Below are 26,892 nucleotides of genomic sequence, written 5' to 3' on the forward strand. Positions count from 1 at the left end.
GCCCTGCGAGCACAGGCCCGGCTTAAAGCTTCCAGCGGAAACCGATCGAGACCGCCCGGCCGATCTGGACCGTGCCGAAATTGGTCAGCTCGGGGTTGCCGGCGCTGCCGAAGTGGTAGTACTGCTGCTGCATCTCGTTGGTCAGGTTGACGCCGCTGATGTCCAGCGCCATCTGATCGTTGATGTTGTAGGTCAGCTGGAGGTCCACGCTCTTTTCCGGCTGGCGCCAGATGCCGATCGGGTTGGCGAACAGCGCGGCTTCGTTGGCGGCCAGGAAGGCCGAGCGACGGACATAGGACAGGCGGGCGCCGATGGGGCCCTTCTCGTAGGCCAGGGTGGCATTCCACGACAGCTTGGACACGCCGAAGAAGGGCGTCTCCAGCTGCGAGACGATCTCGCCGGCGCTGTTGGCGGTCGGCACGTTCTGCGACGAGGTCAGGCGCGTCACGCTGCCCTGGAAGCCCAGGCCGTCCAGCAGGCCCGGCAAGCCCTTCGGGAAGTAGACGGTGCCGAGTTCCAGGCCGCTGATCTTGCCGTTGGACGCATTGACCGGCGAGCTGATGACGTAGTCATAGCCGTTGCTGTGGTCGCCGCCGGAGGTCGAGTTGCGGAAGGGGTCGTTGGCCGGATCGACGTGAACGCGGCGACGCAGGGGCACGACCAGGCCTTCGATCTTGCGTTGGAACAGGGTGCCGTACAGCGCGCTGTCCTTCTGGAAATACCACTCACCCGTCAGGTCGAGGTTCTTGGAGCGCGTCGGCTCCAGGCCGGGATTGCCACCGCCGCCGCCGCCGTAGCCGACGCGCGAGACGTCGTCGCTGAGTTGCAGCACCGGGTTGAGATCGCCAAAGCCCGGGCGGCGCAGCGTCTCGCCGTAGTTCAAGCGCACCATCACATCCTTGACCGGCTCGTAGCGCAGCGTCAGGCTGGGCAGGAACTTCCTGGCCGTCTTCTCACCGTTCGTCGGCGTCACCACCTTGGTGGTGGCGTTGACGGCGTAGGCGGTCATGCTGGTGTCGACCTGCACATAGCGCACGCCGAAGTTGGCGCGCAGGGGACGGCCGAACAACTGGCTTTCGGTGTCCGCCATCAGGAAGAGGTTGGTGGTGTCTTCCTTGACGTCGAAGGTCTTCTGCAGGCTCAGCTTGTCGGTCGTCAGGAAGTTCGCATCGACCGAGTTGTAGAGCTTGCGCCAGGCATCGATGTTGTCGCGGATGTAGTAGGCGTTCGGCTCGATCCAGGAGCGCGGCACGTCCGAGATGTCGGTGCCGAAATTCGAGTTGACGTGGTAGTAGTTGGCGCCCAGCGACGCCAGGTTGCGGCCCAGGAAGGCCGATTGCGTCCGGTTGGCTTCCGAGGCCTTGCGGCTGTCGAAACGCGCGCCGAAATTCAGCGTCTTGAGCGGGCCCCAGTCGGCGTCGTAGACACCGTTCAGGCTGGCAGTGGCGGCGCTGCCCTCGTTGCGGTTGGCGTTGTCGTAGAACTGCGCCACGTTCCACTTGGCCGGGTCCGCCAGGTCGGCGTTGTTGTTGAACTTGAAGGCCATGTTGCCGCCGCCCGAATTGAAGTCGACGGTGATCTGCGGCGCGACGCGGTCAATGCGGGTGGCGGTGAATTCCGAGTGGAACTTGCTGGTCTGGTAGGACACATCGCCGTCCAGCCTCAGCCGGTCGCCGAGATTCCACTTGCCGTTCAGGGCATAGATGCGGGAATCGGTGGCCGAGGTGGTGTAGTCGCCGCTGTTGAAGCCATAGACGTCATTGACGGTGCGCGTCTTGATGACGTTGGTGCCCGGGAAAGTCGTGATGGTGCTCGCGGGGTTGCTGCCGAGATTGCCCCACCAGTCCACGAAGCTGAACAGCAGCCTGTTGAAGGACTTGTCGCGATAGCCGTTGTACATGGTCTCGAACGTGTAGACGGAGTCCGCGTTCGGTTGCCACTGCAGGGCGAGGTTGGCGGCCGGGCGCTTGCGTTCACCGGCGACGTCGCTCTGGAAGACGGCGTCACGCGCCAGGTAGAAGGGCTTCGCAACGCCGTTGAAGTTCAGTGTCGAACCGGCTTGCTGCGGCAGGCCGGTGTAGGTGCCGGGTGCCCAGACGTTGTTGTCGAAGATGCGCTGCAGCGGCGTATAGCCGGCCGGCACTTCGGCGGCATTCGGGCTGGTGAACGGCACCATGGCGCCGGGCGTCACGCTTTCGTTGCGGTAGTCCGTCTTGACCATCGACAGATTGAGCAGCGCACCGAAGTCACCGGCGTCGGTCTTCCAGCGGTTGCTGGCCAGCGCGCTCAGCTGCGGATTCGCCTTCTTGGCGGGGTCGAGATAGGTTTCGCGCGCCAGCAGCGAGAACTTCGAGCCCTTGAAATCGAAGGGGCGCAGCGACTTGACGTCGATCTGGCCGGCGATGCCGTTTTCGAGCTGTCCGGCGTCGCGCGTCTTGTAGACGTCGATCTGGCGCACCAGGGTCGACGGAATGTCCTGCAGCGCCACCTGCGTGCCGGACGCGGTGAAGATGTTGCGGCCGTTCCAGGTCGTGGCAATGTCGGGCAGGCCGCGGATGGAAATGGTGCCGACTTCGCCGCCGGCGCGGTTGGTGACCTGAATGCCCGTCACGCGCTGCAGCGCTTCGACGACGTTGTTGTCGGGCAGCTTGCCGATGTCTTCGGCAACGACCGATTCGACGACCTGGTCGTTGGTGCGCTTGTTCGCCAGGCTCTTGGTCAGCGATGCCCGGACACCGGTGATGGTCACCGTTTCCAAGGACTCGGACTTGGCAGCTTCCTGCGCCAGGGCGCTGCCGGACAGGGCGGCCAGCGCCGCGGCGGCGGTCAGGCTGAGGGCAAAGCTCGGAAGGCTGGCAATGGGGGCGCGCGCAGGCTGCGGCGCCAGGCCTTGGTTCTTCATCGTGTCTCCGGGAATCGTTATGGGTAGGCGGATCCAACCCTGTCAGCGTCAGCCTCTAGGGGGCCGGTGGGCTCGGGTCTGAATTCATGCTAGGGGGCCGACCGATTCGCGACTAATGAGATTTTTGGACTTCTCGATGCTGGTTTTCGCATCGCATGTCCGGGTTAGTCACTAGCTTTCCCAGGCGCCGCTGCGCGGCCTCGCGGCAAGGCGACGACCGCGGAGAAGCTCCGGTCGTCGCCCCTGTCGAGCCTGAACAACAGCGGCGTCAGCCGCTCGCGAGTTTCAGCGCCGCCTGGTGCAGGCGCACCATGTGATACGGGTCGGGCTGCACATCCTTGCAGCCGCCGCTCTTGCAGGGCAGCACGTCGGCAGCGCGCCAGCCACCGTACTCGGCATCGATGAGCTGCTTCTTGATCAGCTCCTGCGTCTGCTCGTAGCGCCGCCACAGGTCGTTGCGCGCCGTCTCCTTGGCGCCGACCAGCAGGCCGTGCAGGCACTCGGCCTGCTGCCACCAGCCCTTGCGCGTGTCGGTCTTGCCTCCGTCGGGGAAGGCCTTGAGGCCGCAACCGCCCTCGATGTCGTCATAGCCCGAGGCCAGGGCATAGGACAGCACCCGTTCGGCCACCTGGGCATAGATGGGCGAGACGACGGCGCCCGTTGTCAGCAGATGGCTCCACTCGAACTGGTGGCCGAGGTCGATATAGCCGCCGGCCGCCTGGGTCGGCAGCGGCTTCCAGGCTTCGTCATACCACTCGGGGATGTGGGCACTGCCCTCGGCCTGGCCCTGCATCAGCTGGTTGACGACGAAGTCGCCCAGGCGGCGGGCACCGTTCTCGGCGATCTTGTCGCCGGTGGCCTCACGCAGCGCGAGCAGGGCCTCGAACATATGCATCAGCGGGTTCTGCGTGCGCGAGCCCGCCACGGGCTTGAAGTCCCGTTCGCACTCGTTGAAGAGGCCGCCCGCCGGGTCGAAGAAGTTGAGCTCGATCTCGCGCCAGGCCTGCAGGGCCGCGTCGCGATAGCGCACGTCGCCGCCGATGCGATAGACCTCGGCCAGGGCCAGCAACGCGAAGGCATGGCCATAGGCCCGCTTGGCCGTGCCCTTGGGCGCGCCCTCGGGAGTGACGCTGTAGAAGAAGCCGCCATGCACGGGATCGCGAAAGCGCTGCAGCAGATAGTCGGCGCCGCGCCGGGCGACCTTGAGATAACCCGCATCCGGGATGTATTCGTGGCCGGCCGCGAAGGCGTAGACGAGGCGGGCCTGGCCGGTCAGCTCCAGCTCGGGCTGGGGCTGGGGCTTCCAGGCGCGGTCGAAAGCCAGCTGGAAGCTGCCATCGGGTCGCAGCGCATGGCCGTGCCAGTGCAGCAGCAGGGCCTCGAGATCATCGCGGTGCCAGCCGGTGTCGATGCGGTTGCGGATGCGGGCATCCGGGTCGCTGCACGCCGCAACGGCGGCCAGCAGCGCGAGGACGGCGCGGCGATGGAGCTTGAACTCAGCGACCATGGGGCCAGGTTGCCTTCTTGGTGGGGCCCTTGCCCGACTTGCCCTTGGCTGTCCACAGCTTGAACGCGGCCGGCGTCAGCTCGCGCTTGAGCAGGGCCACCAGTTCGCCATGCCCGATGCCATGCGTGAGCAGCACCTTGTTGTAGGGCGGCGCATCCTCGAAGGCGGTGGCGATGACGCGTTTGACTTCTTCCGGGTTGAGCTTGGGGGCGGGCTTGGCCATGCCCGCATTCTGTCAGCGCCAGCGCTGCGCAACCCAGGCAGCAACCCCACCAGATACGGTGCTGGCAAGGCACCCCCATATCGTGTCCACCAGCGCCAGCTTCAACGGCCAGTGTTTCAGCGTGGACAGGTTGGTCAGGTCGTAGACGCCGTAAGCCACCAGGCCGACCAGGGCCGCACGCGCGACCTGCTGGCCCAGCGGCTGGCCGGCCGGGAACAGGGCCAGGGCGACCAGCGCGGCGGGATAGGCGAAATAGAAGACAAGAGCTGGCACCCAGCGGATGGGGTCGGCCATCTGCTCACCCATCTCCTGGCGGTAGAAGTCGCGCGCCAGCCAACCGAGCCAGAGCGCGTCCAGCATGCCCATGACGAGCAGGGCTGCGAGATAGGGTTTCATGAAGGCCTGCATGGCGCCGCAGTTTGCCTGCGAGCGCGCGGCCCCGGCGTCGGAGGGCGCCGCGTCCGTGCCGTCCTACAGCGGCTGTGGCGCCGCGCTGGCACCGGGGGCTGGCCTGGCACGCCAGCATCGGGGCCATCGAATGTCATCCTGGCTCACGCCGCCACTGCCATGAACTCCGCCACTCCCGTCGTGACCCTGCCGCCGAAGCCTGCCGCGGCACCCAACCGGCGACCGGCCCTGTCGCTGCTGGCTTCCGAGCCCGCACGCGCCACGCTGGAGGCCTGGGCGGCGCTGCTGCACTGGCGCAAGCCGCCGACCCCGATCGGCGCGGGCCATACCGTGGTGCTCTTTCCGGGCCTGGGCACCGACGGACTGACACTGTGGCCGCTGCGCCGCCACCTGGAGCGCTCCGGCTTTCGGGCGCTGGACTGGGGTCAGGGCATGAACACCGGCCCGCGCGGCGACGTCGACGCCTGGCTGGACCAGCTGGCCGACAAGCTGCACGAGCGCGTGGCGCCGGCGCGCGAGGTCAGCTTCGTCGGCTGGAGCCTGGGCGGCTTCTATGCCCGCGAGCTGGCCAAGCGCTGGCATGACCGCGTCCACCATGTCGTCACCATCGGCACGCCCTTCAACGGCAGCGTCGACGACACCAACGTCGGCTGGCTGTTCCGCCTGCTCAATGGCAAGCGGGCGCCCGACGAGGCCGCGCTGCGCGAGCGCCTGGCCGAACCGCCGCCGGTCCCGACCATCTCCCTGTACAGCCGCCGCGACGGCGTCGTCGCCTGGCAAGCCTGCACGCATGCGCGCCGCTGGCCGCTGGCGCGCGACATCGAGGTGAAGGCCAGCCACATGGGCATGGGCTGGGCCCCGGAGGTGCTGAACCATGTGACCGGCGTCCTGGGCTGCCGTCGCAAGGCGGCCGCGTGAGCGCCGCGGCCAGCTGGCCGGCCCGCCTGCGCCCTGGCGACGAGCCACCCAGCCCCAGTCCCACGCCCGTGCCGGAAAAGCTGCCGCCACGCGAGCCGGTCGTGCCCGTGAAGCTGCGCGCCACGCTGAAGCGCGTCTTCGGGCTGCAGGCCCTGCGCCCTGGCCAGGCCGAGGTCATCGCCCGTGTGCTGGAGGGCCAGAACACGCTGGCCGTCATGCCCACCGGTGCTGGCAAGTCGCTGTGCTATCAGCTGCCCGCCGTGCTGAGCGACGCGCTGACCGTCGTCATCTCGCCGCTGATCGCGTTGATGAAGGACCAATGCGATGCCCTGGTCGAACGCCACGTGCAGGCCAGGCAATTGCATTCTGCGCTGGATGCCAACGCGCGGCTGGAGACCGAGGCCCTGCTGGCGCGCGGCGCGGTGCGCGTGCTGTTCACGACACCCGAGCGCCTGGCCGACGCACGCACGCTGGGCCTGCTGCAGGAACAGCGCGTGGGCCTGCTGGTGGTGGACGAGGCCCACTGCATCTCGCAATGGGGCCACGACTTCCGTCCCGCCTTCAGCGCCTTGCGTGACGCCCGCCGCGCCCTCGGTCGCCCACCGGTGCTGGCGCTGACGGCCACGGCCTCCGCGGCGGTGCAGCGCGAGATTGCCCAGGCCCTGGCCATCCCGCGCGACGGCGTGATCTGCCACGGCGTCTACCGACCCCATCTGCGCCTGGCCGTCGAGCTGCCGCAGACGGAAAAACAAAGACGCGAGTTGCTGCTGAATCGGCTGCGCGAACTGGCCGGCTGCGCCATCGTCTACTGCGCCACCGTGCGGGAGGCCACCGCCTTGCACCGCGCGCTGCGCGAGGCGCAGCTGCCCGCGGGCCTGTATCACGGCAAGCTGCCAGTGAAGGAGCGCGCCGCCGCGCAGGAGGCCTTCATGGCCGGCCAGACGCGCATCATGGTGGCGACCAACGCCTTCGGCATGGGCATCGACAAGCCGGACATCCGCCTCGTGCTGCACGCCCAGATGCCGGCGTCCATCGAAGCCTATGTGCAGGAATTCGGCCGCGCCGGCCGTGACGGCGAACCCGCGGACTGCGTGCTGCTGTTCCGCGAAGGCGACCGCGCATTGCAGCAGTTCTTCGCCGGCGGCCAGGCGCCGTCGCGCGAGGAGTTGAGCGCCGTCTGGCATGCCTTGGCCAGCCACACGCCGCAACGCGGCTGGCTGCCGGCGGCCCTGGCCGAAATTGCGCGGCTACCGATGCGTCGGCTGGAGCGGGTGCTGGCGGCCCTGCGCTCGGTACGCGCCCTGCGTGGCAGCGAGGCGGACGGGCTGCGACCAGCCACGCGGCGCGGGCCCGAAGCCGTCGTCGAAGCGGCCGAAGCGGCGGCACGACAGCGACTGCAAAGCGGCCGCGACGGCCTTTCGGCCATGGTGCTTTACGCCAAGGCCGGTGGGTGCCGCTGGGCCAGCGTGCTGGCGCATTTCGGCGAAACCCTGGACGACACCTCGGGCCGCTGCGGCCATTGCGACAGCTGCGTGCGCTTCGAGCAGCTGCTTGCCACGGAACGCCCGGCGCCGAGGGCCGATGAAGCCCCGGACACGGCGCCCGTCGCCGCTTTCGAACCCGGCCAGCGCGTGCGCGTGCGACGCTTTGGCTGGGGCGAGGTGCAGGTGTGCAGCGCGGAGATGGTGAGGATCAGCTTCCCGCGCCACGGCGTCCGGGACATTCACCCGGACTTCGTGCTGGCGACCGCGAAGGGCTGATCAGCTGCCGCGCGTGACGGGCATGCTGATGCGATCGGCCGGCAGCTTCATGTGGCTGGCCAGCTCCAGCTTGGCCAGCGAGTTGCGGTGCACCTCGTCCGGCCCGTCGGCCAGGCGCAGCGTGCGCTGGTGGGCCCACATCATGGCCAGCGGCGTGTCCTGCGACACCCCCATGCCGCCGAACACCTGGATGGCCCAGTCGATGACCTGCAGGGCCATGTTGGGTGCGACGATCTTGATCATCGCGATCTCGGCCTTGGCGACCTTGTTGCCCACCGTGTCCATCATGTAGGCGGCCTTCAGCGTCAGCAGGCGGGCCTGCTCGATCATGCAGCGCGACTCGGCGATGCGCTCCTGCGTGACGGTCTGCTGGGCGATGGTCTTGCCAAACGCCGTGCGGGCGATGGCGCGCTCGCACAGCAGCTGCAGGGCGCGCTCGGCGGCGCCGATGGAACGCATGCAATGGTGGATGCGGCCGGGGCCCAGGCGCCCCTGGGCGATCTCGAAACCACGGCCCTCGCCGAGCAGGATGTTGGAGGCCGGCACGCGCACATTCTTCAGCTCGACCTCCATGTGGCCGTGCGGCGCATCGTCGTAGCCGAACACCGACAGCGGGCGGATGACGGTGATGCCGGGCGCGTCGGCCGGCACGACGATCATGGACTGCTGCTCATGGCGGCCCGCCTCGGCATTGGTCTTGCCCATGACGATGTAGACGGCGCAGCGCGGGTCGCCGGCGCCGGAGCTCCACCACTTGCGGCCGTTGATGACGTAGTCGTCGCCATCGCGCTCGATGCGGCATTCGATATTGGTCGCGTCGCTGGAGGCCACGGCCGGCTCCGTCATCAGGAAGGCCGAACGGATCTCGCCGCGCAGCAGCGGCTCCAGCCATTTGTCCTTCAGCGCTTCGGAGGCGTAGCGCTCCAGCGTCTCCATGTTGCCGGTGTCGGGTGCGGAGCAGTTGAAGACCTCGGGGGCCCAGAACACGCGGCCCATGATCTCGCACAGCGGTGCGTACTCGAGGTTGGACAGGCCCTCGGGCGCCCGGTTGGACTTGGGCAGGAAGAGATTCCACAGGCCGGCCGCGCGTGCCTTGGGCTTGAGCTCCTCGATGACCTTGGTCGCCTGCCAGACATTGCCGGCGCGGCGGTTGGCTTCGACCTCTTCGAGATAGCGGCGCTCGTTGGGATAGATGTGCTCGTCGAAGAAGGCCAGCAGGCGCTGTTGCGCTTGCTGCACCTTGGGGCTGTAGTCGAAGTTCATGGCCGGCTCCGTGTTCGTGTGCCGCCAGTTTGGCTCAGCAAGCACCGCGCGCTTGTCACTCAGGCGGCATCAGCCCGCCAGCAGCTTTTCCTCGGCCAGGGCCAGTGCCGCCGGCATGCCGCTGATGACCAGGGTGTCGCCGCCCGCCAGCGTCGCGCCGTCGACCAGCTGGCCCTTGCCGTTGGCGCGCCGCAATGACACCACGGCGACACCCAGGGCGTGCAGGGCCAGGTCGTCCAGCAGCTTGCCGGCATGCGGGCTGGCGGTGGGCAGCGTGACGGAGGACAGCCGGGCCTGGTCGAGTTCGTCGACGGTGTCGTCGTCGGCCCCATGGAAATAGCCGCGCAGCAGGCCATAGCGCTTGTCGCGCGCGTCGCGGGTGATGCGGATGACGCGGCGCATCGGCACGCCCACGAGGGCCAGGGCATGCGAGGCCAGCATCAGCGAGCCCTCGATGGCCTCGGGCACGACCTCGGTGGCCCCGGCGGTCTTGAGCTTCTCGAGGTCGGTGTCGTCGATGGTGCGCACGACGACGGGCACCTTGGGCGCATGGGCGCGCACGAGGTCGAGGATCTTCAGCGCCGAGTTCGTGTCGTGATAGCTGACGACGACGGCGCTGGCGCGCGCCAGGCCTGCGGCCATCAGGCTCTGCACCTTGGCCGCGTCGCCGAAGACGACGCTCTGGCCGGCCGCGGCGGCCTGGCGCACGCGGTCGGGATCCAGGTCCAGGGCCATATAGGGGATGTGTTCGCCTTCCAGCAGGCGCGCCAGGTTCTGGCCCGAGCGGCCGTAGCCGCAGATGATGACGTGGGCCTCGGCGTGGATGCTCTTCTTGGCGATGGTGGTCAGCTGCACGGACTGCATCAGCCAGTCGCTGCTGGACAGCTTCATGACGATGCGGTTGCTGTACATGACCAGGATGGGCGTGCCCAGCATGGACAGCACCATGCTGGCCAGCACCGGGCTGACCCATTGCTGGGCCACCAGGCCCTGCTCGGCGCCCAGCGTCAGCAGCACAAAGCCGAACTCGCCGGCCTGGGCGAGGTACAGGCCCGTGCGCAGGGCCACGCCGGGCGGCGACTTGAAGAGCCGCGCCAGGCCGGCGATGAGGGCGAACTTGGCCAGCACTGGCGCCAGGGTCAGCAGGATGACCAACCACCAGGTGTCCACCAGCGGCCGCCAGTCCAGCTTCATGCCGATGGTGATGAAGAACAGGCCCAGCAGCACGTCGTGGAAGGGCCGGATGTCGGTCTCCACCTGGTGGCGGTATTCGGTCTCCGAGATCAGCATGCCGGCGACGAAGGCCCCCAGGGCCAGGCTGAGTCCGAAATGCTCGGTCAGCCAGGCCAGGCCCAGGGTCACCAGCAGCAGGTTGAGCATGAAGAGCTCGTCGCTCTTGCGCCGCGCCACCAGGGTCAGCCACCAGCGCATGACCTTCTGGCCGCCGTACAGCAGCAGGGTCAGCAGGGCCACGGCCTTCAGGCCGGCCCAGGCCAGGGCGGTCATCATCTCGCTGCCGCTGCTGTTCAGGGCCGGGATCAGCACCAGCAGGGGCACGACGGCCAGATCCTGGAACAGCAGCACGCCCATGACGAGCTTGCCGTGCGGGCTCTCCAGCTCCAGGCGCTCGGCCATCAGCTTGACGATGATGGCGGTCGAGCTCATGGCCATGGCCGCACCCAGCACCAGGGCGCCCTGCCAGCCCATCTGCCAGGCCAGGCCCAGCAGGGCGAAGCCGGCGACCAGCAGTACGTTGCCCAGCATCGCACCCGCGATGGTGAGCACGACCTGGGCCATGCCGATGCCGAAGACGGCCGTCTTCAGCGCCCTCAGCTTGGGGAGATTGAACTCCAGCCCGATGGCGAACATCAGGAAGACGACGCCGAACTCCGCCAGGTACTGGATGCTGGCCGAATCGTGGGCGAACGCCAGCGCGTTCGGGCCGATCAGCACGCCGACGGCCAGATAGCCCAGCATGGGCGGCAGCTTCAGGGAGCGGCAGACGACCACGCCGAAGACGGCGGCCACCAGGTAGAGCAGGGCGAGGTCGAGGGAGGTCACGCCCGGATGGTATTCGGCACCTTTGCGCGCTTTCCCGGGATATTGCGGGCGCGCGACGCCCGGGGAGCTCCCTATAGTGCGCGCGCCAGCGGGGCTCGCTCCGCAAGAAACGGTCGGGCAACGCTGTGCAAAAGAAGAGGTGCGCCGCCTGGCGCGCCCATCAACGCAAGGGAGATTCCATGTTTGCTCTGAGAAATGGAGCGCGGCGAGCCGTGCTTTGCCTGTTCGTGGCCGCGACGTCCCTGATGGGCGGCTGTGCCAGCGTCTATGTGGACGGCACCACCAAGGAAGTCCGCGCCGCGCAGTTCAAGAAGCCGGCCAGCCCGGTGCCGGTCCAGCTGCTGTTCGACTTCCAGACCAAGGGCGTCGCCAACGCCCAGGCAACCGCTTTCCTGCGCGAGCGGGTCGTCGATCAGGTCAAGGCCAGCGGCCTCTTCAGCGAGGTCGGATCCAACGCGGTGCCCAGTGGCGCCCTGCTGACCATCACGCTGAACAACGTGCCCCTGACGGACAACGCCTTTTCCAAGGGCTTCGTCACCGGTCTGACCTTCGGCCTGGCGGGGTCCCAGGTGTCGGACGGCTATGTCTGCACCGCCAACTACCGCGCCGCGGGCGACTCGGCCGCGCTGACCAAGCAGGCTCGCCACGCCATCCACACGACGCTTGGCGCCGCCGCCACTCCCGGCAATGCCACCAAGATGGACAGCGCCAAGGATGCGGTCTACCTGATGACCCAGCAGATCGTCAGCAACGTGCTGAACGACCTGTCCCAAGACGCCAACTTCAAGTGAAACCGAGTTCCAAAGCCATGAACACCCTTTCCCATTCCCTGGTGCGCCGCCTGGCGCTGGTCGCCGTGCTCGCCGCCATGGCCGGCTGTGCCTCCGTGAAGATGCCCGAATCGGCGCCCAGCGCCGCCAATGCCGAGAGGCTGCGCGCCGCCAAGCTCGCGCCCGCCCAGCTGGGCAGCTTCAAGCTGGCTGACGGCAAGCCCGCCTCCATGGACACCTCGCTCAGCGGCCTGCGCGGCTCGTCGCTGAGCCCGACCCATGGCAGCTTCTCCACCCAGCTGCGCGACGAGATCGCCGCCGAGCTGGCCGCCGCCGGCCTGCTGGACCCCAAGTCCAAGGTCGTCATCGAAGGCCAGCTCACCGACAGCATGGTCGACGCCGCCATCGGCACCGGCAAGGGCCGCCTGGCGGCCAGGATCCAGGTCCAGCGCGACGGCAAGACGGCGTTCGACAAGGAGGTCGTCGCCGAGGCCACCTGGGAATCGTCCTTCGTCGGCGCCGTCGCCATCCCCCGGGCCATGAACCAGTACACCGCCCTCTACAAGACGCTGGTCGGCAAGCTGTTCGACGACGCCGACTTCAAGCGCGCACTGGCTGCCCAGTAACTTCGTCGCGCTCGCGCCGCCAACCCGGCCTCGGCCGGGTTTTTTGTTGCCTTTGCGGCGCCGCGCCGTGAAATCCCGCACTGGAAACCGATGCCATGCGTTGCTTGCATGAGCGCATACGCACTTGGCTAGACAAGTCGTGGCGGGAGGGCCGGGCTTCGAGATACCGTTCGCCCCACTCAAAAGTTACGGAGCATTTCATGCCCAACCTGTCGTTTGTTTCGCCCACGCGCAACAGCCCGTGGGGAACCTATCTGTCGCAGATCGATGCGGTCGAACCCTATCTGGGCAGCCTCAGCCGCTGGGTCGAGACCCTGCGCCGCCCCAAGCGCGCCCTCATCGTCGACATCCCCATCGAACTGGACAACGGCACCATCGCCCACTATGAGGGCTACCGCGTCCAGCACAGCCTGACGCGCGGGCCGGGCAAGGGCGGCGTGCGCTACCACCCCGACGTGACGCTGGAAGAAGTGATGGCCCTGTCGGGCTGGATGACGATCAAGAACGCCGCCGTCAACCTGCCCTACGGCGGCGCCAAGGGTGGCATCCGCCTGGATCCGTCCCAGCTGTCCATGAAGGAGCTGGAAAAGGTTACGCGCCGGTACACCAGCGAGATCGGCATCATCATCGGCCCCAACCAGGACATCCCGGCCCCTGACGTCAACACCAACGGCCAGATCATGGCCTGGATGATGGACACCTATTCGATGAACGTCGGCGCCACGGCGACCGGCGTCGTCACCGGCAAGCCCATCCCCCTGGGCGGCTCGCTGGGCCGCGTGGCCGCCACCGGCCGCGGCGTCTTCGTCGTCGGCCGCGAAGCCATGCGCCGTCTGAACATCGACATGGAAGGCGCCCGCATCGCCGTGCAGGGCTTCGGCAACGTCGGCTCCATCGCCGCCAAGCTGTTCGCCGCCAACGGCGCCAAGGTCGTCTGCGTGCAGGACCACACCGGCACCATCGTCAACCACAACGGCTTCGACATGCACAGCCTGCTCGACCACGTCGCCGCAACCCGTGGCGTGGCCGGCTTCAAGGGCGGCGACATGATCGCCAACGAAGACTTCTGGGACATCAAGAGCGACATCCTGATCCCGGCCGCCCTGGAAGGCCAGATCACCGCCGAGCGTGCCCAGCGCATCCAGACCCGCCTGGTGCTGGAAGGCGCCAACGGCCCGACGACGCCCGACGGCGAGGCCGTGCTGGCCGACCGCGGCATCGTCGTCGTGCCCGACGTCATCGCCAACGCCGGCGGCGTGACCGTGTCCTATTTCGAGTGGGTGCAGGACTTCTCGTCCTTCTTCTGGACCGAGGACGAGATCAACGTCCGCCTGGACAAGATCATGATCGGCGCCTTCAAGCACATCTGGGAGACGGGCGAGCAGCACAAGATCCCGCTGCGCACCGCTGCCTTCACGGTGGCCTGCACCCGGGTGCTGCAGGCCCGCGAGGAACGCGGCCTGTATCCGTGATCGTTGTCTGACCGAATCGCGAACGCCGGCCTATGCCGGCGTTTTTCATTCTGGGGCTTGACCGCACGGCCGTGACATGTAGGTACATAGGCACAATTCGGTTGGCACGGATGGACAGTCCGTCTGAAGCAGGCACATTGCTGCAAGCGCTGTCATGACCCCTGAAATGCCCGATTCCTCCTCGACCGGCCTGGATCGCCGCCAACTGCTGCGCGGCGCGTTGGCGTCGACCCTGCCTGCCCTGGGCCTGCCTGCCGCCGCGGCGTCTGGTCCGCTGATCGTCGGCGGCCTGCCAGTCACCTGCAATCTGACCCTGCCCGTCGCCTGTTCCGCGCGCGCGCTGACCAACAAGGCGTCGGGCAACGCGCCCTTCCAGTTCGAGTACAGCAAATACAACGGCTGGCCCGAGATCAAGGAATCGCTGATGACGGGCGGCATCCAGGCCGCCTACATGCTGGCGCCCCTGGTCATGGACCTGGCCGACAAGAAGATCCCGGTCAAGATCGTGTCGCTGGGCCACCGCTCGGGCGCCGTCATCATGGTGCGCACCGATTCGCCCTACAAGAAGTTCAAGGACCTGACGGGCAAGCGCATCGCCATCCCCAGCCGCTTCGCCGTGGACTTTTTGTTCCTGCGCAAGATGCTGGCCCAGGAGGGCATGACGCCCAAGGACATCCAGATCGTCGAGATGCCGCCCCCCGACATGCCGGCGGCCCTGTTCGCCAAGGCCGTGGACGCCTATTGCACCGGCGAGCCCTTCGGCGCCGCCGCCCAGCGCGCCGGCTACGCCAAGCCGCTGCGCATGACGCGCGACGAGTGGCGCAACTACATCTGCTGCGTGCTGACGGTGCGCGAGGAACTCATCAAGGACAACCGCCCCCTGGTGCAGAACCTCGTCGACCATGTGCAGGGCGCCGGCAACTGGCTGGACCTGGGACCCGCCAACCGCGAGAAGGCCATCCAGATCGCCGCCGGCCGCAAGTTCTTCAATCAGGACCCCAACATCCTGCGCTTCGTGATGGAGAACCCCACGGACCGCGTGACCTATGGCGACCTGCGCATGATCCGCGCCGAGTTCGACGAGCTGATGCAGCTGTCCATCGAGGCCGGCACCATCAAGCAGCCGATCGCCTACGAGAAATACGTGGACGAGAGCTTCGTCAAGGCGACCAAGGCGGCGCCCATCACGATATGAAGCGTCGCGCCCTGTTGCTGGCCACGCTGCCCTTGAGCGCGACGGCAGCCCCCGAGAGACTCAAGGCCGGCGTCTTCGAGCCCGCCCAGCCCGCGCCCGAGTTCGCGCTCAAGGGCAGCGATGGAGCAGCCCTCAACCTCGCCCGCTTCAAGGGCAAGCTGGTGCTGCTGGTATTCGGCTTCACCCACTGCCCCGAGGTCTGCCCGACGACGCTGGCGACGCTGGCCCAGGCGCGCAAACAGCTGGGCACGGATGCCGCCGATGTGCAGGTCGTCTACGTGACCGTCGACCCCGAGCGCGATGACCTGAACCGCATCCGCCAGTACCTCGAAGCCTTCGACAAGAGCTTCATCGGCGGCACCGAAACGCCCGCCACGCTGGCCGTCATGCGCAAGCGCTATGGCGTCGTCGCCGAGAAGATTGGCGCCAAGCAGCAGGCAAACGCCAATACGGCCTACGGCATGAACCACTCGACCTCGGTCTGGCTGATCGACCGCACCGGCAAGCTGCGGGCCATGATGCCCTACGGCCACGAGGCCAAGGACTTCGTCCACGACCTCCAGCTGCTGCTGGCCTCGAAGTGAAGAAACTGCTCTGGCTCCTGCCGGTGGTGGCGCTGGCGCCGCTGGCTTGGGCCGCCTTCGCGCCGCTGGAACTGGCCTCGCGCGACGAGCTCTTCGAGATCCCCAAGGGCACCTATGCCCGCCGCATGGCCGGCGACAAGGTCGAGATCCTGCCCGACACCATCCACCTGACCCTGGGCCTCAACGACCAGCTGCTGCTGCGCAACAAGGACGAGGTGCCCCAGCAGTTCGGGCCGGTGCTGATCATGCCGGGCCAGAGCTTTCGCCTGCCCTTCGAGGTCGCCTCGACCTACAGCTTCGCGTGCAGCGCCCATGCCAGCGGCCAGATGGCCGTCATCGTCGCGCCGACGCCCGAGCCAGGCTGGCAACGCCTGAAATGGCGCTGGCAGCACCGGAACAAGCAACCCGTCCAGCCGGAGACCGTCTCTTGAATTCACGCCTGGCCAAGATCTGGCCGCCACTGGCCGTCATCGCCGTCGTCATCGGCTTCTGGTGGTGGATCGTCGTTCACAACGAAAGCCCCATCTTCCCGACGCCTTGGGCAGTCGTCACCGGCACGCTGGAGCTGGCCCAGGACGGCACGCTGTGGGAACACATCACCGCCTCGCTCTACCGCGTCGGCATCGGCTTCGGCCTGGCCATGCTGGTAGGCATACCGCTGGGCCTGTGGATGGGCTGGGTGGCGGGCGCCTACCGCACCTTCAACCCGATCTTCCAGATGCTGCGGCCCATCTCGCCCATCGCCTGGATCCCGCTGGCCATCCTGTGGTTCGGCGTCGGTGACGTCTCGCCCATCTTCCTGATCTTCATCTCGTCGGTGTTCCCGCTGATCGTGCAGACGACCTCGGGCGTGCACACCATCGACCGGCGCTATCTGCGCGCGGCGGCCAACTTCGGCGTCTCGCGCGGCGTGCTGTTCCGCCGCGTCGTCATTCCAGCCGTGCTGCCGGAAATCATCATCGGCATGCGCATCGGCATCGGCGTGGCCTGGCTGGTGGTGGTGGCGGCCGAGATGATTGCGCTGCGCTCGGGCCTGGGTTATCTCATCATGGACTCGCGCAACGCCGGCAACCGCTATGACCTCGTCATCGCCGCCATGATCATCATCGGCATGATCGGCCTCATGTTGGACGGCATCACGCGCCTGCTGGAAAAACTGAAAACGGTGCGGTGGCGCTATGTCCGATAACAAGATGCCCAAGATCGCCGTCAACGGCCTGACCAAGAGCTTCAAGGCCGCCAAGGGCGGCCAGCTGCCCGTCATCGAGGGCATCGACTTCGAAGTCGAGGAAGGCGAGTTCGTCGCCATCGTCGGTCCCTCGGGCTGTGGCAAATCCACGCTGATGAACATCCTGGCCGGCTTCGAGAAGCCCGACGGCGGTTCGCTGCTCATCGACGGCAAGCCCCATCCCGGCCCCAGCCCTCAGGGCATCGTCATCTCCCAATACGGCTCGGTCTTCCCCTGGCTGACCGTGCAGCAGAACCTGATGTTCGGCCTGACGGGCCAGGAGCATGGCGTCGATGCCGAGCGCGTCAAGCTGGCCGATCACTACGCCGCCATGGTGGGGTTGAAGGGCTTCGAGGGCGCCTACCCGCACGAGCTGTCGGGCGGCATGCTCAAGCGCGTTGAGCTGGCCCGGGCCTTCATCGTCAAGCCCGAGATCCTGTATCTGGACGAGCCCTTCTCGGCCCTGGACGCGTTGATGAATCTGCGCATGCGCAACGAGCTGCTGCGCATCCTGGCCGAGGAGAAGCACACCGTGCTCCTCATCACCCACGACGTCGACGAGGCCCTCTACATGGCCGACCGCATCCTCGTGCTGTCGCCGCGGCCCACGCGCATCCAGGCCCGCTTCGAGTTGGACATGCCGCATCCGCGGCGGCTGATCAGCCCCGAGATGGATCAGTTGCGCGAGGCCATCCTCAAAGAGCTCGGCCTGGAGATGCCCGCCTAGCCTTTCAGGACGGCGCCGGTGCTGTCCAGCACGCGCAGCGTGACCGGAATCGCCGGCGCCACGCTCTGCGTGACGGTGCAGAAATCCTCGAAGGTGTCCAGCACGCGCTGGATGTGGCCGAGCTCGGCGGCCGGCTTGCCCAGGTGCAGGTCGACCTCCAGTCCCTGCACGCGGTTGCGGCCCCGCTCGTTGCGACCGACGGTCGCCTTGACCTCGGTGCGCAGCGGCGAGGGGTCGTCCTTGTACTTCTGGCAGGCGAACCACAGCGAAGCGCTGAGGCAGTTGCCCACGGCCGACGCGAGCAGCTCGACAGGGTCGGGCCCGAGGCCGGTACCGAAGGGCACGGGCTCGTCGGACAGCAGCACCGGGATGCTCGGCGCGTAGTGGTGTTCGAACTGATAGCCCTGCTTCTGCTGCAGGGTGACGCTGGGGTTGTCCATTGAGGCCTCCTGGGTTGGAGGCGATTTTCAGCGCAGGTCGTCGGTCTCGAAATAGATCTCGGTCAGACGACCGGCCTTGAAGGCGCGCCTGACAGCAGCGTTAGGCCTGTTGACGCCCCGCAGCGCCACGTCGACCTCGCCCTTCACCTCAGGCGCTTGCAGGCGCACGATGTGATCGAAATCCGGCCGGCGGTCGATGGTCTTGAAGGCAAACCATTCATTGCCCTTGCCGATCAGGCGGTAGCGCCCCGTCGCGGCATCGCGCTCGGCCGAGCTGAGGCGGCGGAACAGCAGTACCTTATCGACGATGACGCGCTGCTCGGCGGCCTGAGGCTTGCCCCCGCGCTCGAAGTGGCCCTCGAAGAAGCGCGCCTTGAATTCGAGCAGCGGCCTGGCGTGGCCGGGCGTGAAGCGAAGCAGGTCAAAGGTCTCGGGGTCGAAGGTCCATAGCCTGGGCTTGCGCGCCAGCGTTTCGCGCAGAGCCTTGTCGGCGGCCGCGTCGGCGAGGTGAAAGCTCAGCAGCACCTGGCTGTCATGCGGCGTGTGGAACATCGGCAGATGCGAGGCGTACAGGCCCTCGCGACCACCGAAGACGGCCATGCCGTGACCACCCATGGCGGTCTCGGCACGAGCGAAGACCGGCAGTAACGCCGCCAATGCGAATGAACGGCGCTTCATGCTTCAGCCTCCACGATGAGCTTGCCGCGATGGTCGCTGGTGAACATGCTTTGCAGCGTCGCCGGCAACTTCTCAAAGCCCTTCACGACGGTCTCCTCGAAGACGATCTCGCCGCGCTTCACCATGGGCCCGACGATGCCCAGCATCTCGTCCATGCGGTGCAGATAGTCGCGCGCCAGCATGCCCTGGATGGTGGCGCGCTGGTAGAGCATGTGGTGCAGGAAGCGCGGCCCCAGCTCAGGCGCGTCCAGGCCGCCCGAATACTGGCTGATGGCGCCGCAGATGACGATGCGGGCGCGGCGGTTGATGAGGGGGATGACGGCGTCGCTGATCCAGCCGCCGACATTGTCGAAATAGACGTCCACACCGCCCGTCAGCGCCTTGATCTCGACCGCCAGCGACTCGGTATCGGCATGGGCCTTGTAGTCCACCGCCCAGGTCAGGCCCAGGGTCTCGCGCAGCCACCCGCACTTGGCTGTACCGCCGGCAATGCCCAGCACGCGGCAGCCATTCTTCAGCGCGAACTGCGCCACCAGCGAACCCACGGCGCCGGCAGCGCCCGAGACGATGACCACCTCGCCCGCCTTGGGCCGGCCCGACTCCATCAACCCAAACCAGGCCGTGCGCCCCGGCATGCCGAGCACGCCGATGGCCGTGGACGGCGGCGCCAGCGCCGGGTCGAGCTTGCGCAGCACCGAGTGGTGGACACGCGCATGCGTCTGCCAACCCAGCATGCCTTCGACCCAATCACCGGCCGCCAGCGACGGCACCGACGAGGCCAGCACGCGGCCGACGACGCCGGCCGTCTGCACCATGTCCAGCGCATGCGGCAACTCGTTGTAGGTCGGCTTGAGCGACTGGTTGATGCGCATATACGGGTCCACCGACCACCAGCGCGCCTGCACCAGCACCTCGCCGGCCGACAGCGCGCTGGCCAGCGGCGTGGTGACGAGTTCGTAGTGCTCGGGGCCGACCAAGCCCTCGGGATGGCGGCGGTAAAGCCACTGACGGTTGTCGATGAAAGCGTCCATGCGGCCCATCTTCCTGCGTCGCCTGATGCCTGTGAAGCAAAACAAAGTCGACAATCAGTGCCCGATAAGACACGAACAAGCATGGACATCGCCGACCTGCGCAGCTTTCTCGTCATCGCCCGCCACGCCAATCTGCGTGCGGCGGCGGACGAGTTGCACCAGACGCCCTCGGCCCTGTCCAAGGCCGTCAAGCGGCTGGAAGCCTCGCTGGCCACGCCCGTCTTCGACCGCATCGGCAAGGCCATACGCCTGAACGCGGCCGGCGAAAGGCTGCGCGAACGGGCGCTGGCCCTGGTCACGCTAGCCGAGCAGATGCAAGCCGAATTCCGCGGCGTGAGCCTGCGCTCACATTGCCGGCTGCTGGCGCCAGCCGTGCTGCAGTGGGGATTTGGTGCCAGCTTGGCGGCGCGTCTTTCGGCCCTGCAGCCGCGGTCCAGCCTGGCCTTCGTGACGCTGTTCGAGGACGCCGCGCTGGCCGCCCTGGCGCGCGGCGAAGGCGATCTCGCCCTGGTCACCGACGTGGCCCTGGGCGCTGCGCTGCCGGCCGGCCTGGAGGCCAAACGCCTGGGCGAGATCCGCATGCAACTGGCTGCCGGCCCCAGCCACCCGCTGGCCGGCCGCGGCGAGGTGGCCACGACGGAAGTCCTGCAACACGACTTCGCCTGCCCGCAGCGCTCGATGTTCTGCGGCCTGGAGCGCGGCAGCCGCGCCGACGGCTGGCGCGACGACCGCCTGCCGCGGCGCATCCGCTTCTGGCTGGACGACTTGCAATTGCTGATCAGCCTGGTGGCCAGCGGCCAGGCCCTGGCCTATCTGCCCGACTTCGCCCTCGCCCAGCACGGCGACCTGATGCGCCTGGCAGTGCCCGACTGCCCTTATGAATGCGTCGAGCAGGTCCATCTGGTGTGGCGGACGGCCACGGCCAGCGGCTGGCTGGCGGGCCTGATGGCGAGCCTCTGACAAGCCCTGTCATCGCCGACCGCAGCGGCCGCGTTGCCGGCCGTCAGCCCTCGCCGCGTCGACAACGGAATAATCCCCCCATGCCTCGCCTCCTCTCCCTTGCCCTGCCCGCACTGCTGGCCGCTTTGCTGGCCGGCTGCAGCGGTCTGCCGTCGCGGTCGACCAAAGCCGAGAAGTCGGTCTACCAGGGCGAGAGCTTCGCCGCCGAGGAGACCTTCTCGCGGCTGTTCGATGCCAATGTGGAGGACACCTGCGAGGCCGCGCGCCGCGCCCTGCTCAGCCAGGGCTATGTGATCAGCAAGGCGGAAAGCGGCGTCGTGCGCGGCGCCAAGCACTTCCAGCCCGCGGGCGAGGTGCATGTGGAGATCGCCTTCAACATCGTCTGCGTCGGCGACGGCCCCAAGCAGCAGATCGCCACCGCCTATGTCAGTGCCCAGCAGGACCGCTACGCGCTGAAGAAGAGCAACCAGGCCGCCAGCCTGGGCGTCAGCGCGCTGGGCTCGATCTCGGTGCCGCTGTCATCGAGCGACGACTCCCTCGTCAAGGTGGCCTCCGAAACCATCCCCGCCGGCGAGTTCTACGACCGCTTCTTCACGCTGATGCAGCGCATGCTGCGCGAAAACACCGCTTCGCGCTGACAGGCTGGTGTCAAAAATCACATTGGAATAAGTCATTTCTTAGGCATTGCGTCACAACCGCGCAAGCCAGCGTCCGCCTAGGATGGCCCGGCCATGGTCGAGCCCCAGCCTCCTCTCGCCCTGCCTGCCGCGCCGGCCTGGCGGCCGCTGGCGGGCTTCAGGCGGCTGATCGACGCGGCCTGGAAGGTCCCGGGCGACGCCGCCGAGGCGGCCCGCTTACGCGGTGACCAATGGCGTGCCGTCGTCGACCAGCTGCCTGCGTCCGTCATCGCCACGGCCATCGCCATCGGGCTGTTGATGGCGGCGCTCGACGAGCGCGCCGAGCTGGCGCATCTCGGGCCCGTGCTGATCGGGCTGGTGGCCCTGAACGGCTTCAATTTCGTGCTGTGGTGGCATGAGAGCCACCAGCGTCCTGCGGACGCACCGCCGCGCGGCATCCGCGCCGGGCTGCTGCTGGCCCTGGATCTGTTCATCGGCGGCGTGCTGGACGTGGTGCTGCTGCTGCAGGTCGCCCAGCAGGTCCAGCCCAGCCTGCATGCCCCCCTGGTTGCCACGGCCGCAGGCGCCATTGCCGCCGCGGCCTGGATGTTCGCCCTGCTGCCCGCCGTCGCCATCGCCTGGGTGTTGGGCGCCTGCGGCACGCTGGCCCTGGGCATCGCCCTGCTGCCGCTGCCCTGGATGAACGGCCTGCTGCCGCTGCTGCCGCTTTACGCCATCGTGCTGGGCATGGCGGCCCTGTTGAACGCCCGCCTCTTCCTGCAGGGCCGCCATGCCCAGCACGAGGCCGCGCGCGACCGGCTCACCGTATCGCTGCTGCTGCGCGACTTCGAGCACCATGCCAGCGACTGGCTGTGGGAGCTGGGCCGTGACGGCCGGCTGCGCCATGTGTCGCAGCGCATGGCCGAGCGTCTGGGCCGCCCGGCCGAAACCCTGATCGGCGAGCCGCTGCTGGCCCTGCTGGCCCGCCATCTGCCGCCCGACAACGCCGAGGCCAAGCAGCGCCTGGACCGGCTGGGCGACGCGCTGCTGACGTCCGAGCCGCTGCGCGACCATGCCCTGCATCTGCGCATCGATGGCGAGGACGTCTGGTGGGCGCTGAGCGGGCGCCGCCTGGAGGGCGACGGCGGCTGGCGCGGCGTGGGCAGCGATGTCAGCGAGGTGCGTGAGCGCGAACGCGAGCTGCTGCGCCTGACCGACCAGGACACCGTCACCGGCCTGGCCAATCGCCACCAGTTCCATCGCCGCCTGGCCCTGTATCTCGGCGGCGGCGGGCCCATCTCGCCCTGCACCGTGCTGCTGCTGGACCTGGACTGCTTCAAGCAGGTCAACGACAGCCTGGGCCACGCCGCGGGCGACCACCTGCTCGCCGCCGTCGGTGAACGCCTGCGCGACAGCCTGGCGGCGCGGCGCGGCAGCGGCGACCTCGTCGCGCGCCTGGCGGCCGACGAGTTCGCCATCCTGCTGCGCGGCGAGCTCAGCCCCGAGGCCATGCAGCGCCTGGGCAAGCAGCTGCGCTCGGCCCTGCGCGTGCCGGTGCCCATCGCCGGCCATGAGATCGACGTGCGCGCCAGCATCGGTGCGGCCTGTGCGCCCCGCCACGCCCAGGCACCCGACCCGCTGCTGCGCGCGGCCGACCTGGCCCTGTTCGCCGCCAAGGCCGCCGGCCGCGACCGCCTGGTGCTCTACGAGCCGGCCCTGCAACAGGAAGCCCAGGATCGCCTCGCCCTGCTGGCCGACCTGCGCCTGGCCCTGGACGCGGGTCAATTGGAGATGCACTACCAGCCGCAGATCGAGCTGGCCAGCGGCAGGCTGCTGGGCTTCGAGGCGCTGATGCGCTGGCGCCATCCGACGCGCGGCCTGGTGCCGCCGGCCGTCTTCATCCCACTGGCCGAGGACAGCGGCCTCATCGTCGGCATCGGCGCCTGGGCCCTGCTGATGGCCTGCCGCGACGCCGCGCGCTGGCCGGGCGAGCTGCGCGTGGCCGTCAACGTGTCGGCCCTGCAATTCGAGCGCAGCCCGCTGGAGCTGCACGTGCTGGAGGCGCTGGAGCGCAGCGGCCTGCCCGCCGACCGCCTGGAGATCGAGCTGACCGAGTCGGCCCTGCTGAGCGACAGCAACCACGCCATCGACCTGCTGACCCGTCTGCGCGCGCTGGGCGTGCGCATCGCTCTGGACGACTTCGGCACCGGCTTCTCGTCGCTGGCCTATCTGCGCCGCCTGCCGCTGGACCAGCTCAAGATCGACCGCGCCTTCATCACCGACCTCGACCACCCACGCGCCGGCCCCACGGCCCGCGCCATCGTCTCGGCCATCCACGAACTGGCCCAGGCCCTGGGCCTGCACACGGTGGCCGAAGGCATAGAGACCGCCGAACAGCAGCAGGTGCTGACCGAGCTGGGCTGCGGCCTGGGCCAGGGCTTCCTCTACGCCCAGGCCCTGCCGCGCGATGCGACCCAGGCCTTTGTCGAGCTGGCCCATCGCCAGGGCCTGGCCGCCGCACGCGATGCCCACCTCGACTCGATCAACCCGCCGCTGACCGCCTGGCCGTCGACGCGGCTGCAGCTGCGCAACCTGACGCAATTGCCGGACACGCGTTTCAGCGGCGGGGAGTTCTGAGGCCGCGCGGCCCCGGTCACGGCGCCCGGTTGCCGCCCGCCACCCGCTCCAGCTCACCGCCGGCCACGATCGCCTTCATCGCCGCCGACAGCTTCTGGGCCAGGGCCTCGCGGCCCGGCGCGACCCAGACATGCAGGTTCACGCGCGCCAGCACGCTGCGATGCAGGGTCACGCCGTTGACCTGCGGGGGTGGGCCGAAGTCGCGCTCGGCATTGAGCAGGCAGAGGTCGACGCGCTGCATCGCCACCATGCCCAGGCAGGCCTCGGCCGTGCTCGTGATCTCGACGCCGGAGCGGCCGGCCAGGGCCAGTTCCATGGCCTTGATGCCGCGCACATGGGCCACGCGCGCGCTGCCCAGCTCGGCCCAGGAGGTGGGTGCCAGCGACGCCGATCGGCTGAAGGCCATGACCGTGGTGCTGAGCAGATGCGGGTCGACGCGCAGGGCGCCGGGCACGACCTGGTCGAACTGCGGCAGGCGCAGCATGTCGGCGTCATAGAGGCCGGCCCGAAAGCTCGCCACCGCCCGCTCCACGGGTTCGCGCGACAGGGTGTAGCTCAGGCCCGCCTGGCGCATCAGCAGCGCGATGGCGGCGTCGGCAATCTCGTTGCCACGCGCCGAGGCCGCGGGGCTGACCACCAGGCGCAGCGGCTCCGCGGCGGGCGCTGCCGTGGCGAAGCCGGCCCAAGGCAGCAGGCCCGCAGCCCATGCAGCAAGGTGGCGTCGCAACATGGCGCCATCATCAGCCAAGGCCGGCCGCTCGGCACGCGGCAAGCGGCCGTCGTACCGCCGTACCGACACCTCCCCTCATCCAGGGGTTTGCCACCGCTTTGCAGGACATGCCGGGTTTGAAACGGCGCGGCGCGGCGCCCAAGCTCTTTGCACCGGAGGGATCCGGACAAGGAGTGACCCCATGAGCACACTGTCCACCTGGACGGCCCGCGTGGCCGCCGCCACCCTCGCCCTGGCGCCCGCACTGGCGGGCGCTCAGGCCGCGCCCAACTGCGGCGTGCCCGGCACCCCACCCTGCCCGACGCCGGAGCCCGGCAGCTGGCCCCTGGTGGCCCTGGCCATCGGCGTGCTGGTGGCGGTGAAGTTCAACCGCCGCAAATAGCCAGATTCCGTCAGTTGGCCAACCGCGCCGCGCGGGCCTGCAGCAGCTCGCGCTGCATCTCGTTGTCGGTCAGCTCGGCCGCGCGCAGATAGGCCTCGCGCGCCTCGCCCACGCGGCCCAGGCGCTCCAGCACATCGGCCTGGGCGCCGGCCAGGAAGGGGTAGCGCTTGAGCTGGGGCTCGGCGGCGAGCTGCTCCAGCAGCGGCAGGGCCGCGGCCGGGCCGCGCGCGAAGCTGAGGGCCACGGCACGGTTCAGCGCGATGACGGGCGAGGGGTTGAGGGCCAGCAAACGGTCATAGCCCGCCACGATGGCCGCCCAGTCGGTGTCCTCGGCCTTGGCCGCACGCGCATGACAGGCGGCGATTGCCGCTTGCAGCGTGTAGGGCCCCGGCTCCCCCAGGCCCAGGGCGCGTTCGAGGGCGGCCAGGCCACGGCGGATCAGCAACTGGTCCCAGCGGCGGCGGTCCTGGTCGGGCAGCAGCACGGGGCGGCCTTGGGCGTCCAGGCGGGCCGGCAGGCGCGAGGCCTGGATCTCGAGCAGGGCGGCGAGGCCGTGCACTTCGGCGTCATCCGGCAGCAGATGCTGCAGCTGGCGCACCAGGCGCAGGGCCTCGTCGCACAGGGCCGGGCGCAAGAGACTCGCGCCACTGCCGGCGCTGTGGCCCTCGTTGAAGATCAGGTAGACGACGGCGAGCACGGCGCCCAGGCGCTGCTCGCGCTCGGCCGCACTGGGCAGCTCATAGGCCTGGCCGTTGAGGGCCTTCTTGGCGCGCACGATGCGCTGGGCCACCGTCGCCTCGGGCTGCAGGAAGGCGCGGGCGATCTCGGGCGTCTCCAGGCCGCCGAGCAGACGCAGCGTCAGCGCCACCTGGGCCTCGCGCGGCAGCACGGGGTGGCAGGCGATGAAGATCAGGCGCAGCTGCTCGTCACCGATCTCGGCCTGGTCGCGGGCGGCGTCGAGGTGGTCGACGAAATCGGGCACGACATGGGTGCCCATGGCCTCGTCATCGGCTGCGAGATGCTCGTGCTCGCGGTCCAGCATGGCGCGCCGGCGCAGCCGGTCCAGGGCCTTGTTGCGGGTGGAAGTCATCAGCCAGGCGGCAGGGTTGGCGGGCTGGCCGTCGCGCGGCCAGGTCTCCATGGCGGCGATGAGGGCGTCCTGGGCGCAGTCTTCGGCTTCGTCGAGGTCGCGCAGCATCTTGGCCGCTGCCCCGACGAGGCGGCTGCGCTCGATACGCCAGACGCCGGCGGCCAGTTCGGCATGATCCACGGTCAGGCGCCGTCGTAAGCGGCCTTCAGAGCCGCCAGGTCGATCTTCTGCATCTTCCAGACGGCCTGGAAGACGCGCTGCACGCGCGCCGGATCGGGGTCGCGAATCATGTCGAACCAGTCTGCGGGAATGATCTGCCAGGACAGGCCCCAGGCGTCCTTGACCCAGCCGCATTGCGAGGGCGCGCCGCCGCCCGCGGGCAGTTGCTCCCACAGATGGTCGATCTCGGCCTGGTCCTTGCAGAAGACGGTCAGCGAGAAGGATTCGTTGAGCTTGAAGTGCGGACCGCCATTGAAGGCCGTCATGCGCACGCCGAACAGCTCGTAGGTGACGATCATGACCGTGCCCGCTGCGCCGGGAGAGTTTTCGCCCCAGCGCTGGGTGTCGATGATCCGGCCCTGGTCGGGACCGAAGACCTTCAGGTAATGGGCCACCGCGTCTTCGGCGCCCTTCTCGTACCAGACGAAGGGTTGGAGCTTGTGTTGGATCTGCATCTCGATCTC

At 68.5% G+C, this 26,892-nt stretch carries 26 protein-coding genes; 14 read left to right on the plus strand and 12 right to left on the minus strand.

Annotated features, from left to right (window positions below; genetic code table 11):
- Nucleotides 1-22 precede the first annotated feature (22 nt).
- The 4 genes from J2X20_RS16850 to J2X20_RS16865 form a co-directional block, all read right to left on the minus strand.
- Nucleotides 23-2,902: a TonB-dependent receptor gene (locus J2X20_RS16850; protein WP_310266902.1), complete on the minus strand. Its 2,880-nt coding sequence runs from the start codon at nucleotides 2,900-2,902 to the stop codon at nucleotides 23-25.
- A gap of 268 nt (nucleotides 2,903-3,170) precedes the next feature.
- Entirely contained in the window at nucleotides 3,171-4,409 is a 1,239-nt protein-coding gene (locus J2X20_RS16855; RefSeq protein ID WP_310266905.1) for an AGE family epimerase/isomerase, read from the minus strand.
- Entirely contained in the window at nucleotides 4,399-4,632 is a 234-nt protein-coding gene (locus J2X20_RS16860; RefSeq protein ID WP_310266907.1) for a DUF2805 domain-containing protein, read from the minus strand. The genes J2X20_RS16855 and J2X20_RS16860 overlap by 11 nt, the downstream gene beginning before the upstream one ends.
- 12 nt (nucleotides 4,633-4,644) lie before the next feature.
- Entirely contained in the window at nucleotides 4,645-5,028 is a 384-nt protein-coding gene (locus J2X20_RS16865; RefSeq protein ID WP_310266909.1) for a DUF2177 family protein, read from the minus strand.
- Nucleotides 5,029-5,199: 171 nt separating this feature from the next.
- Here J2X20_RS16865 and J2X20_RS16870 point away from each other — a divergent pair, with 171 nt between their 5' ends.
- Both J2X20_RS16870 and J2X20_RS16875 read left to right on the plus strand, forming a co-directional pair.
- Nucleotides 5,200-5,958, plus strand: coding sequence for an esterase/lipase family protein (locus tag J2X20_RS16870; protein ID WP_310266912.1), 759 nt, complete (start codon nucleotides 5,200-5,202; stop codon nucleotides 5,956-5,958).
- Nucleotides 5,955-7,718 carry a RecQ family ATP-dependent DNA helicase gene (locus J2X20_RS16875; protein ID WP_310266915.1) on the plus strand — a complete coding sequence of 588 codons (1,764 nt, stop codon included), beginning with the start codon at nucleotides 5,955-5,957 and terminating at the stop codon, nucleotides 7,716-7,718. Before J2X20_RS16870 ends, J2X20_RS16875 begins: the two co-directional genes overlap by 4 nt.
- Here the strand turns inward: J2X20_RS16875 and J2X20_RS16880 are convergent, their stop codons facing one another.
- Nucleotides 7,719-8,981, minus strand: coding sequence for an acyl-CoA dehydrogenase family protein (locus tag J2X20_RS16880; protein ID WP_310266917.1), 1,263 nt, complete (start codon nucleotides 8,979-8,981; stop codon nucleotides 7,719-7,721).
- Between the two features lie 69 nt (nucleotides 8,982-9,050).
- The gene (locus J2X20_RS16885; protein WP_310266919.1) at nucleotides 9,051-11,042 is read right to left on the minus strand and encodes a cation:proton antiporter; all 1,992 of its coding nucleotides are present in this window, start codon (nucleotides 11,040-11,042) and stop codon (nucleotides 9,051-9,053) included.
- A gap of 179 nt (nucleotides 11,043-11,221) precedes the next feature.
- Between J2X20_RS16885 and J2X20_RS16890 the strand changes: the two genes are divergently transcribed.
- The 8 genes from J2X20_RS16890 (at nucleotide 11,222) to J2X20_RS16925 (ending at nucleotide 17,644) form a co-directional block, all read left to right on the plus strand.
- A complete protein-coding gene (locus J2X20_RS16890; protein ID WP_310266922.1) occupies nucleotides 11,222-11,833 on the plus strand; it encodes a hypothetical protein in 612 nt (203 codons plus the stop codon).
- 17 nt (nucleotides 11,834-11,850) lie between these two features.
- Entirely contained in the window at nucleotides 11,851-12,438 is a 588-nt protein-coding gene (locus tag J2X20_RS16895; RefSeq protein ID WP_310266925.1) for a hypothetical protein, read from the plus strand.
- A 200-nt stretch (nucleotides 12,439-12,638) separates the two neighbouring features.
- On the plus strand, nucleotides 12,639-13,910 hold the full coding sequence (locus tag J2X20_RS16900) for a Glu/Leu/Phe/Val family dehydrogenase (RefSeq protein WP_310266927.1): 1,272 nt from the start codon (nucleotides 12,639-12,641) through the stop codon (nucleotides 13,908-13,910).
- A gap of 166 nt (nucleotides 13,911-14,076) precedes the next feature.
- Nucleotides 14,077-15,105: an ABC transporter substrate-binding protein gene (locus J2X20_RS16905; RefSeq protein WP_310266929.1), complete on the plus strand. Its 1,029-nt coding sequence runs from the start codon at nucleotides 14,077-14,079 to the stop codon at nucleotides 15,103-15,105.
- A complete protein-coding gene (locus J2X20_RS16910; protein WP_310266931.1) occupies nucleotides 15,102-15,689 on the plus strand; it encodes an SCO family protein in 588 nt (195 codons plus the stop codon). Before J2X20_RS16905 ends, J2X20_RS16910 begins: the two co-directional genes overlap by 4 nt.
- Complete coding sequence (locus J2X20_RS16915; protein ID WP_310266933.1) at nucleotides 15,686-16,120, plus strand: cupredoxin domain-containing protein; 435 nt, start codon at nucleotides 15,686-15,688, stop codon at nucleotides 16,118-16,120. The genes J2X20_RS16910 and J2X20_RS16915 overlap by 4 nt, the downstream gene beginning before the upstream one ends.
- A complete protein-coding gene (locus J2X20_RS16920) occupies nucleotides 16,117-16,878 on the plus strand; it encodes an ABC transporter permease (protein WP_310266935.1) in 762 nt (253 codons plus the stop codon). The genes J2X20_RS16915 and J2X20_RS16920 overlap by 4 nt, the downstream gene beginning before the upstream one ends.
- Before the next feature lie 4 nt (nucleotides 16,879-16,882).
- Nucleotides 16,883-17,644, plus strand: coding sequence for an ABC transporter ATP-binding protein (locus J2X20_RS16925; protein ID WP_310266936.1), 762 nt, complete (start codon nucleotides 16,883-16,885; stop codon nucleotides 17,642-17,644).
- On the opposite strand, the gene J2X20_RS16930 is transcribed toward J2X20_RS16925, so the two are convergent.
- Genes J2X20_RS16930 through J2X20_RS16940 form a run of 3 tightly spaced genes read right to left on the minus strand, consistent with a single transcriptional unit; the run spans nucleotide 17,641 to nucleotide 19,793 of the window.
- On the minus strand, nucleotides 17,641-18,084 hold the full coding sequence (locus J2X20_RS16930) for an OsmC family protein (protein WP_310266938.1): 444 nt from the start codon (nucleotides 18,082-18,084) through the stop codon (nucleotides 17,641-17,643). The genes J2X20_RS16925 and J2X20_RS16930 overlap by 4 nt on opposite strands.
- 27 nt (nucleotides 18,085-18,111) lie before the next feature.
- The gene (locus J2X20_RS16935) at nucleotides 18,112-18,762 is read right to left on the minus strand and encodes a hypothetical protein (protein ID WP_310266941.1); all 651 of its coding nucleotides are present in this window, start codon (nucleotides 18,760-18,762) and stop codon (nucleotides 18,112-18,114) included.
- Nucleotides 18,759-19,793, minus strand: a complete 1,035-nt coding sequence (locus J2X20_RS16940) for an NADP-dependent oxidoreductase (RefSeq protein ID WP_310266943.1) — start codon at nucleotides 19,791-19,793, stop codon at nucleotides 18,759-18,761. The genes J2X20_RS16935 and J2X20_RS16940 overlap by 4 nt, the downstream gene beginning before the upstream one ends.
- Before the next feature lie 81 nt (nucleotides 19,794-19,874).
- On the opposite strand from J2X20_RS16940, the gene J2X20_RS16945 reads away from it, so the two are divergent.
- The 3 genes from J2X20_RS16945 to J2X20_RS16955 all read left to right on the plus strand — a co-directional run bounded on the left by J2X20_RS16945 (nucleotide 19,875) and on the right by J2X20_RS16955 (nucleotide 24,007).
- Entirely contained in the window at nucleotides 19,875-20,753 is an 879-nt protein-coding gene (locus J2X20_RS16945; protein WP_310266945.1) for a LysR family transcriptional regulator, read from the plus strand.
- An 80-nt stretch (nucleotides 20,754-20,833) separates the two neighbouring features.
- Entirely contained in the window at nucleotides 20,834-21,391 is a 558-nt protein-coding gene (locus tag J2X20_RS16950; RefSeq protein WP_310266947.1) for a DUF2242 domain-containing protein, read from the plus strand.
- Between the two features lie 93 nt (nucleotides 21,392-21,484).
- Nucleotides 21,485-24,007, plus strand: a complete 2,523-nt coding sequence (locus J2X20_RS16955) for a putative bifunctional diguanylate cyclase/phosphodiesterase (protein WP_310266950.1) — start codon at nucleotides 21,485-21,487, stop codon at nucleotides 24,005-24,007.
- Nucleotides 24,008-24,023: 16 nt separating this feature from the next.
- On the opposite strand, the gene J2X20_RS16960 is transcribed toward J2X20_RS16955, so the two are convergent.
- A complete protein-coding gene (locus tag J2X20_RS16960; protein ID WP_310266952.1) occupies nucleotides 24,024-24,737 on the minus strand; it encodes a hypothetical protein in 714 nt (237 codons plus the stop codon).
- A gap of 181 nt (nucleotides 24,738-24,918) precedes the next feature.
- Here J2X20_RS16960 and J2X20_RS16965 point away from each other — a divergent pair, with 181 nt between their 5' ends.
- Complete coding sequence (locus J2X20_RS16965) at nucleotides 24,919-25,119, plus strand: PEP-CTERM sorting domain-containing protein (RefSeq protein ID WP_310266955.1); 201 nt, start codon at nucleotides 24,919-24,921, stop codon at nucleotides 25,117-25,119.
- A gap of 10 nt (nucleotides 25,120-25,129) precedes the next feature.
- Here the strand turns inward: J2X20_RS16965 and J2X20_RS16970 are convergent, their stop codons facing one another.
- Entirely contained in the window at nucleotides 25,130-26,389 is a 1,260-nt protein-coding gene (locus J2X20_RS16970) for an RNA polymerase sigma factor (protein ID WP_310266958.1), read from the minus strand.
- Between the two features lie 2 nt (nucleotides 26,390-26,391).
- Nucleotides 26,392-26,883: a VOC family protein gene (locus J2X20_RS16975; protein WP_310266961.1), complete on the minus strand. Its 492-nt coding sequence runs from the start codon at nucleotides 26,881-26,883 to the stop codon at nucleotides 26,392-26,394.
- Between the last annotated feature and the right edge of the window lie 9 nt (nucleotides 26,884-26,892).

Origin of the sequence: Roseateles saccharophilus, from assembly GCF_031458095.1 — a bacterium.
In the GTDB taxonomy this organism is placed as follows: domain Bacteria; phylum Pseudomonadota; class Gammaproteobacteria; order Burkholderiales; family Burkholderiaceae_C; genus Pelomonas; species Pelomonas saccharophila_A.

Excerpts from the sequence above, each read along its gene's own strand:
- J2X20_RS16960 (WP_310266952.1), bottom strand. The coding sequence starts at position 24,737 with ATGTTGCGACGCCACCTTGCTGCATGGGCTGCGGGCCTGCTGCCTTGG.
- J2X20_RS16905 (WP_310266929.1), top strand. The coding sequence starts at position 14,077 with ATGCCCGATTCCTCCTCGACCGGCCTGGATCGCCGCCAACTGCTGCGC.
- J2X20_RS16895 (WP_310266925.1), top strand. The coding sequence starts at position 11,851 with ATGAACACCCTTTCCCATTCCCTGGTGCGCCGCCTGGCGCTGGTCGCC.
- J2X20_RS16935 (WP_310266941.1), bottom strand. The coding sequence starts at position 18,762 with ATGAAGCGCCGTTCATTCGCATTGGCGGCGTTACTGCCGGTCTTCGCT.
- J2X20_RS16940 (WP_310266943.1), bottom strand. The coding sequence starts at position 19,793 with ATGGACGCTTTCATCGACAACCGTCAGTGGCTTTACCGCCGCCATCCC.
- J2X20_RS16890 (WP_310266922.1), top strand. The coding sequence starts at position 11,222 with ATGTTTGCTCTGAGAAATGGAGCGCGGCGAGCCGTGCTTTGCCTGTTC.
- J2X20_RS16850 (WP_310266902.1), bottom strand. The coding sequence starts at position 2,902 with ATGAAGAACCAAGGCCTGGCGCCGCAGCCTGCGCGCGCCCCCATTGCC.
- J2X20_RS16925 (WP_310266936.1), top strand. The coding sequence starts at position 16,883 with ATGCCCAAGATCGCCGTCAACGGCCTGACCAAGAGCTTCAAGGCCGCC.
- J2X20_RS16950 (WP_310266947.1), top strand. The coding sequence starts at position 20,834 with ATGCCTCGCCTCCTCTCCCTTGCCCTGCCCGCACTGCTGGCCGCTTTG.
- J2X20_RS16955 (WP_310266950.1), top strand. The coding sequence starts at position 21,485 with ATGGTCGAGCCCCAGCCTCCTCTCGCCCTGCCTGCCGCGCCGGCCTGG.
- J2X20_RS16860 (WP_310266907.1), bottom strand. The coding sequence starts at position 4,632 with ATGGCCAAGCCCGCCCCCAAGCTCAACCCGGAAGAAGTCAAACGCGTC.
- J2X20_RS16910 (WP_310266931.1), top strand. The coding sequence starts at position 15,102 with ATGAAGCGTCGCGCCCTGTTGCTGGCCACGCTGCCCTTGAGCGCGACG.
- J2X20_RS16930 (WP_310266938.1), bottom strand. The coding sequence starts at position 18,084 with ATGGACAACCCCAGCGTCACCCTGCAGCAGAAGCAGGGCTATCAGTTC.
- J2X20_RS16945 (WP_310266945.1), top strand. The coding sequence starts at position 19,875 with ATGGACATCGCCGACCTGCGCAGCTTTCTCGTCATCGCCCGCCACGCC.
- J2X20_RS16880 (WP_310266917.1), bottom strand. The coding sequence starts at position 8,981 with ATGAACTTCGACTACAGCCCCAAGGTGCAGCAAGCGCAACAGCGCCTG.
- J2X20_RS16975 (WP_310266961.1), bottom strand. The coding sequence starts at position 26,883 with ATGCAGATCCAACACAAGCTCCAACCCTTCGTCTGGTACGAGAAGGGC.
- J2X20_RS16900 (WP_310266927.1), top strand. The coding sequence starts at position 12,639 with ATGCCCAACCTGTCGTTTGTTTCGCCCACGCGCAACAGCCCGTGGGGA.
- J2X20_RS16865 (WP_310266909.1), bottom strand. The coding sequence starts at position 5,028 with ATGAAACCCTATCTCGCAGCCCTGCTCGTCATGGGCATGCTGGACGCG.
- J2X20_RS16870 (WP_310266912.1), top strand. The coding sequence starts at position 5,200 with ATGAACTCCGCCACTCCCGTCGTGACCCTGCCGCCGAAGCCTGCCGCG.
- J2X20_RS16965 (WP_310266955.1), top strand. The coding sequence starts at position 24,919 with ATGAGCACACTGTCCACCTGGACGGCCCGCGTGGCCGCCGCCACCCTC.
- J2X20_RS16855 (WP_310266905.1), bottom strand. The coding sequence starts at position 4,409 with ATGGTCGCTGAGTTCAAGCTCCATCGCCGCGCCGTCCTCGCGCTGCTG.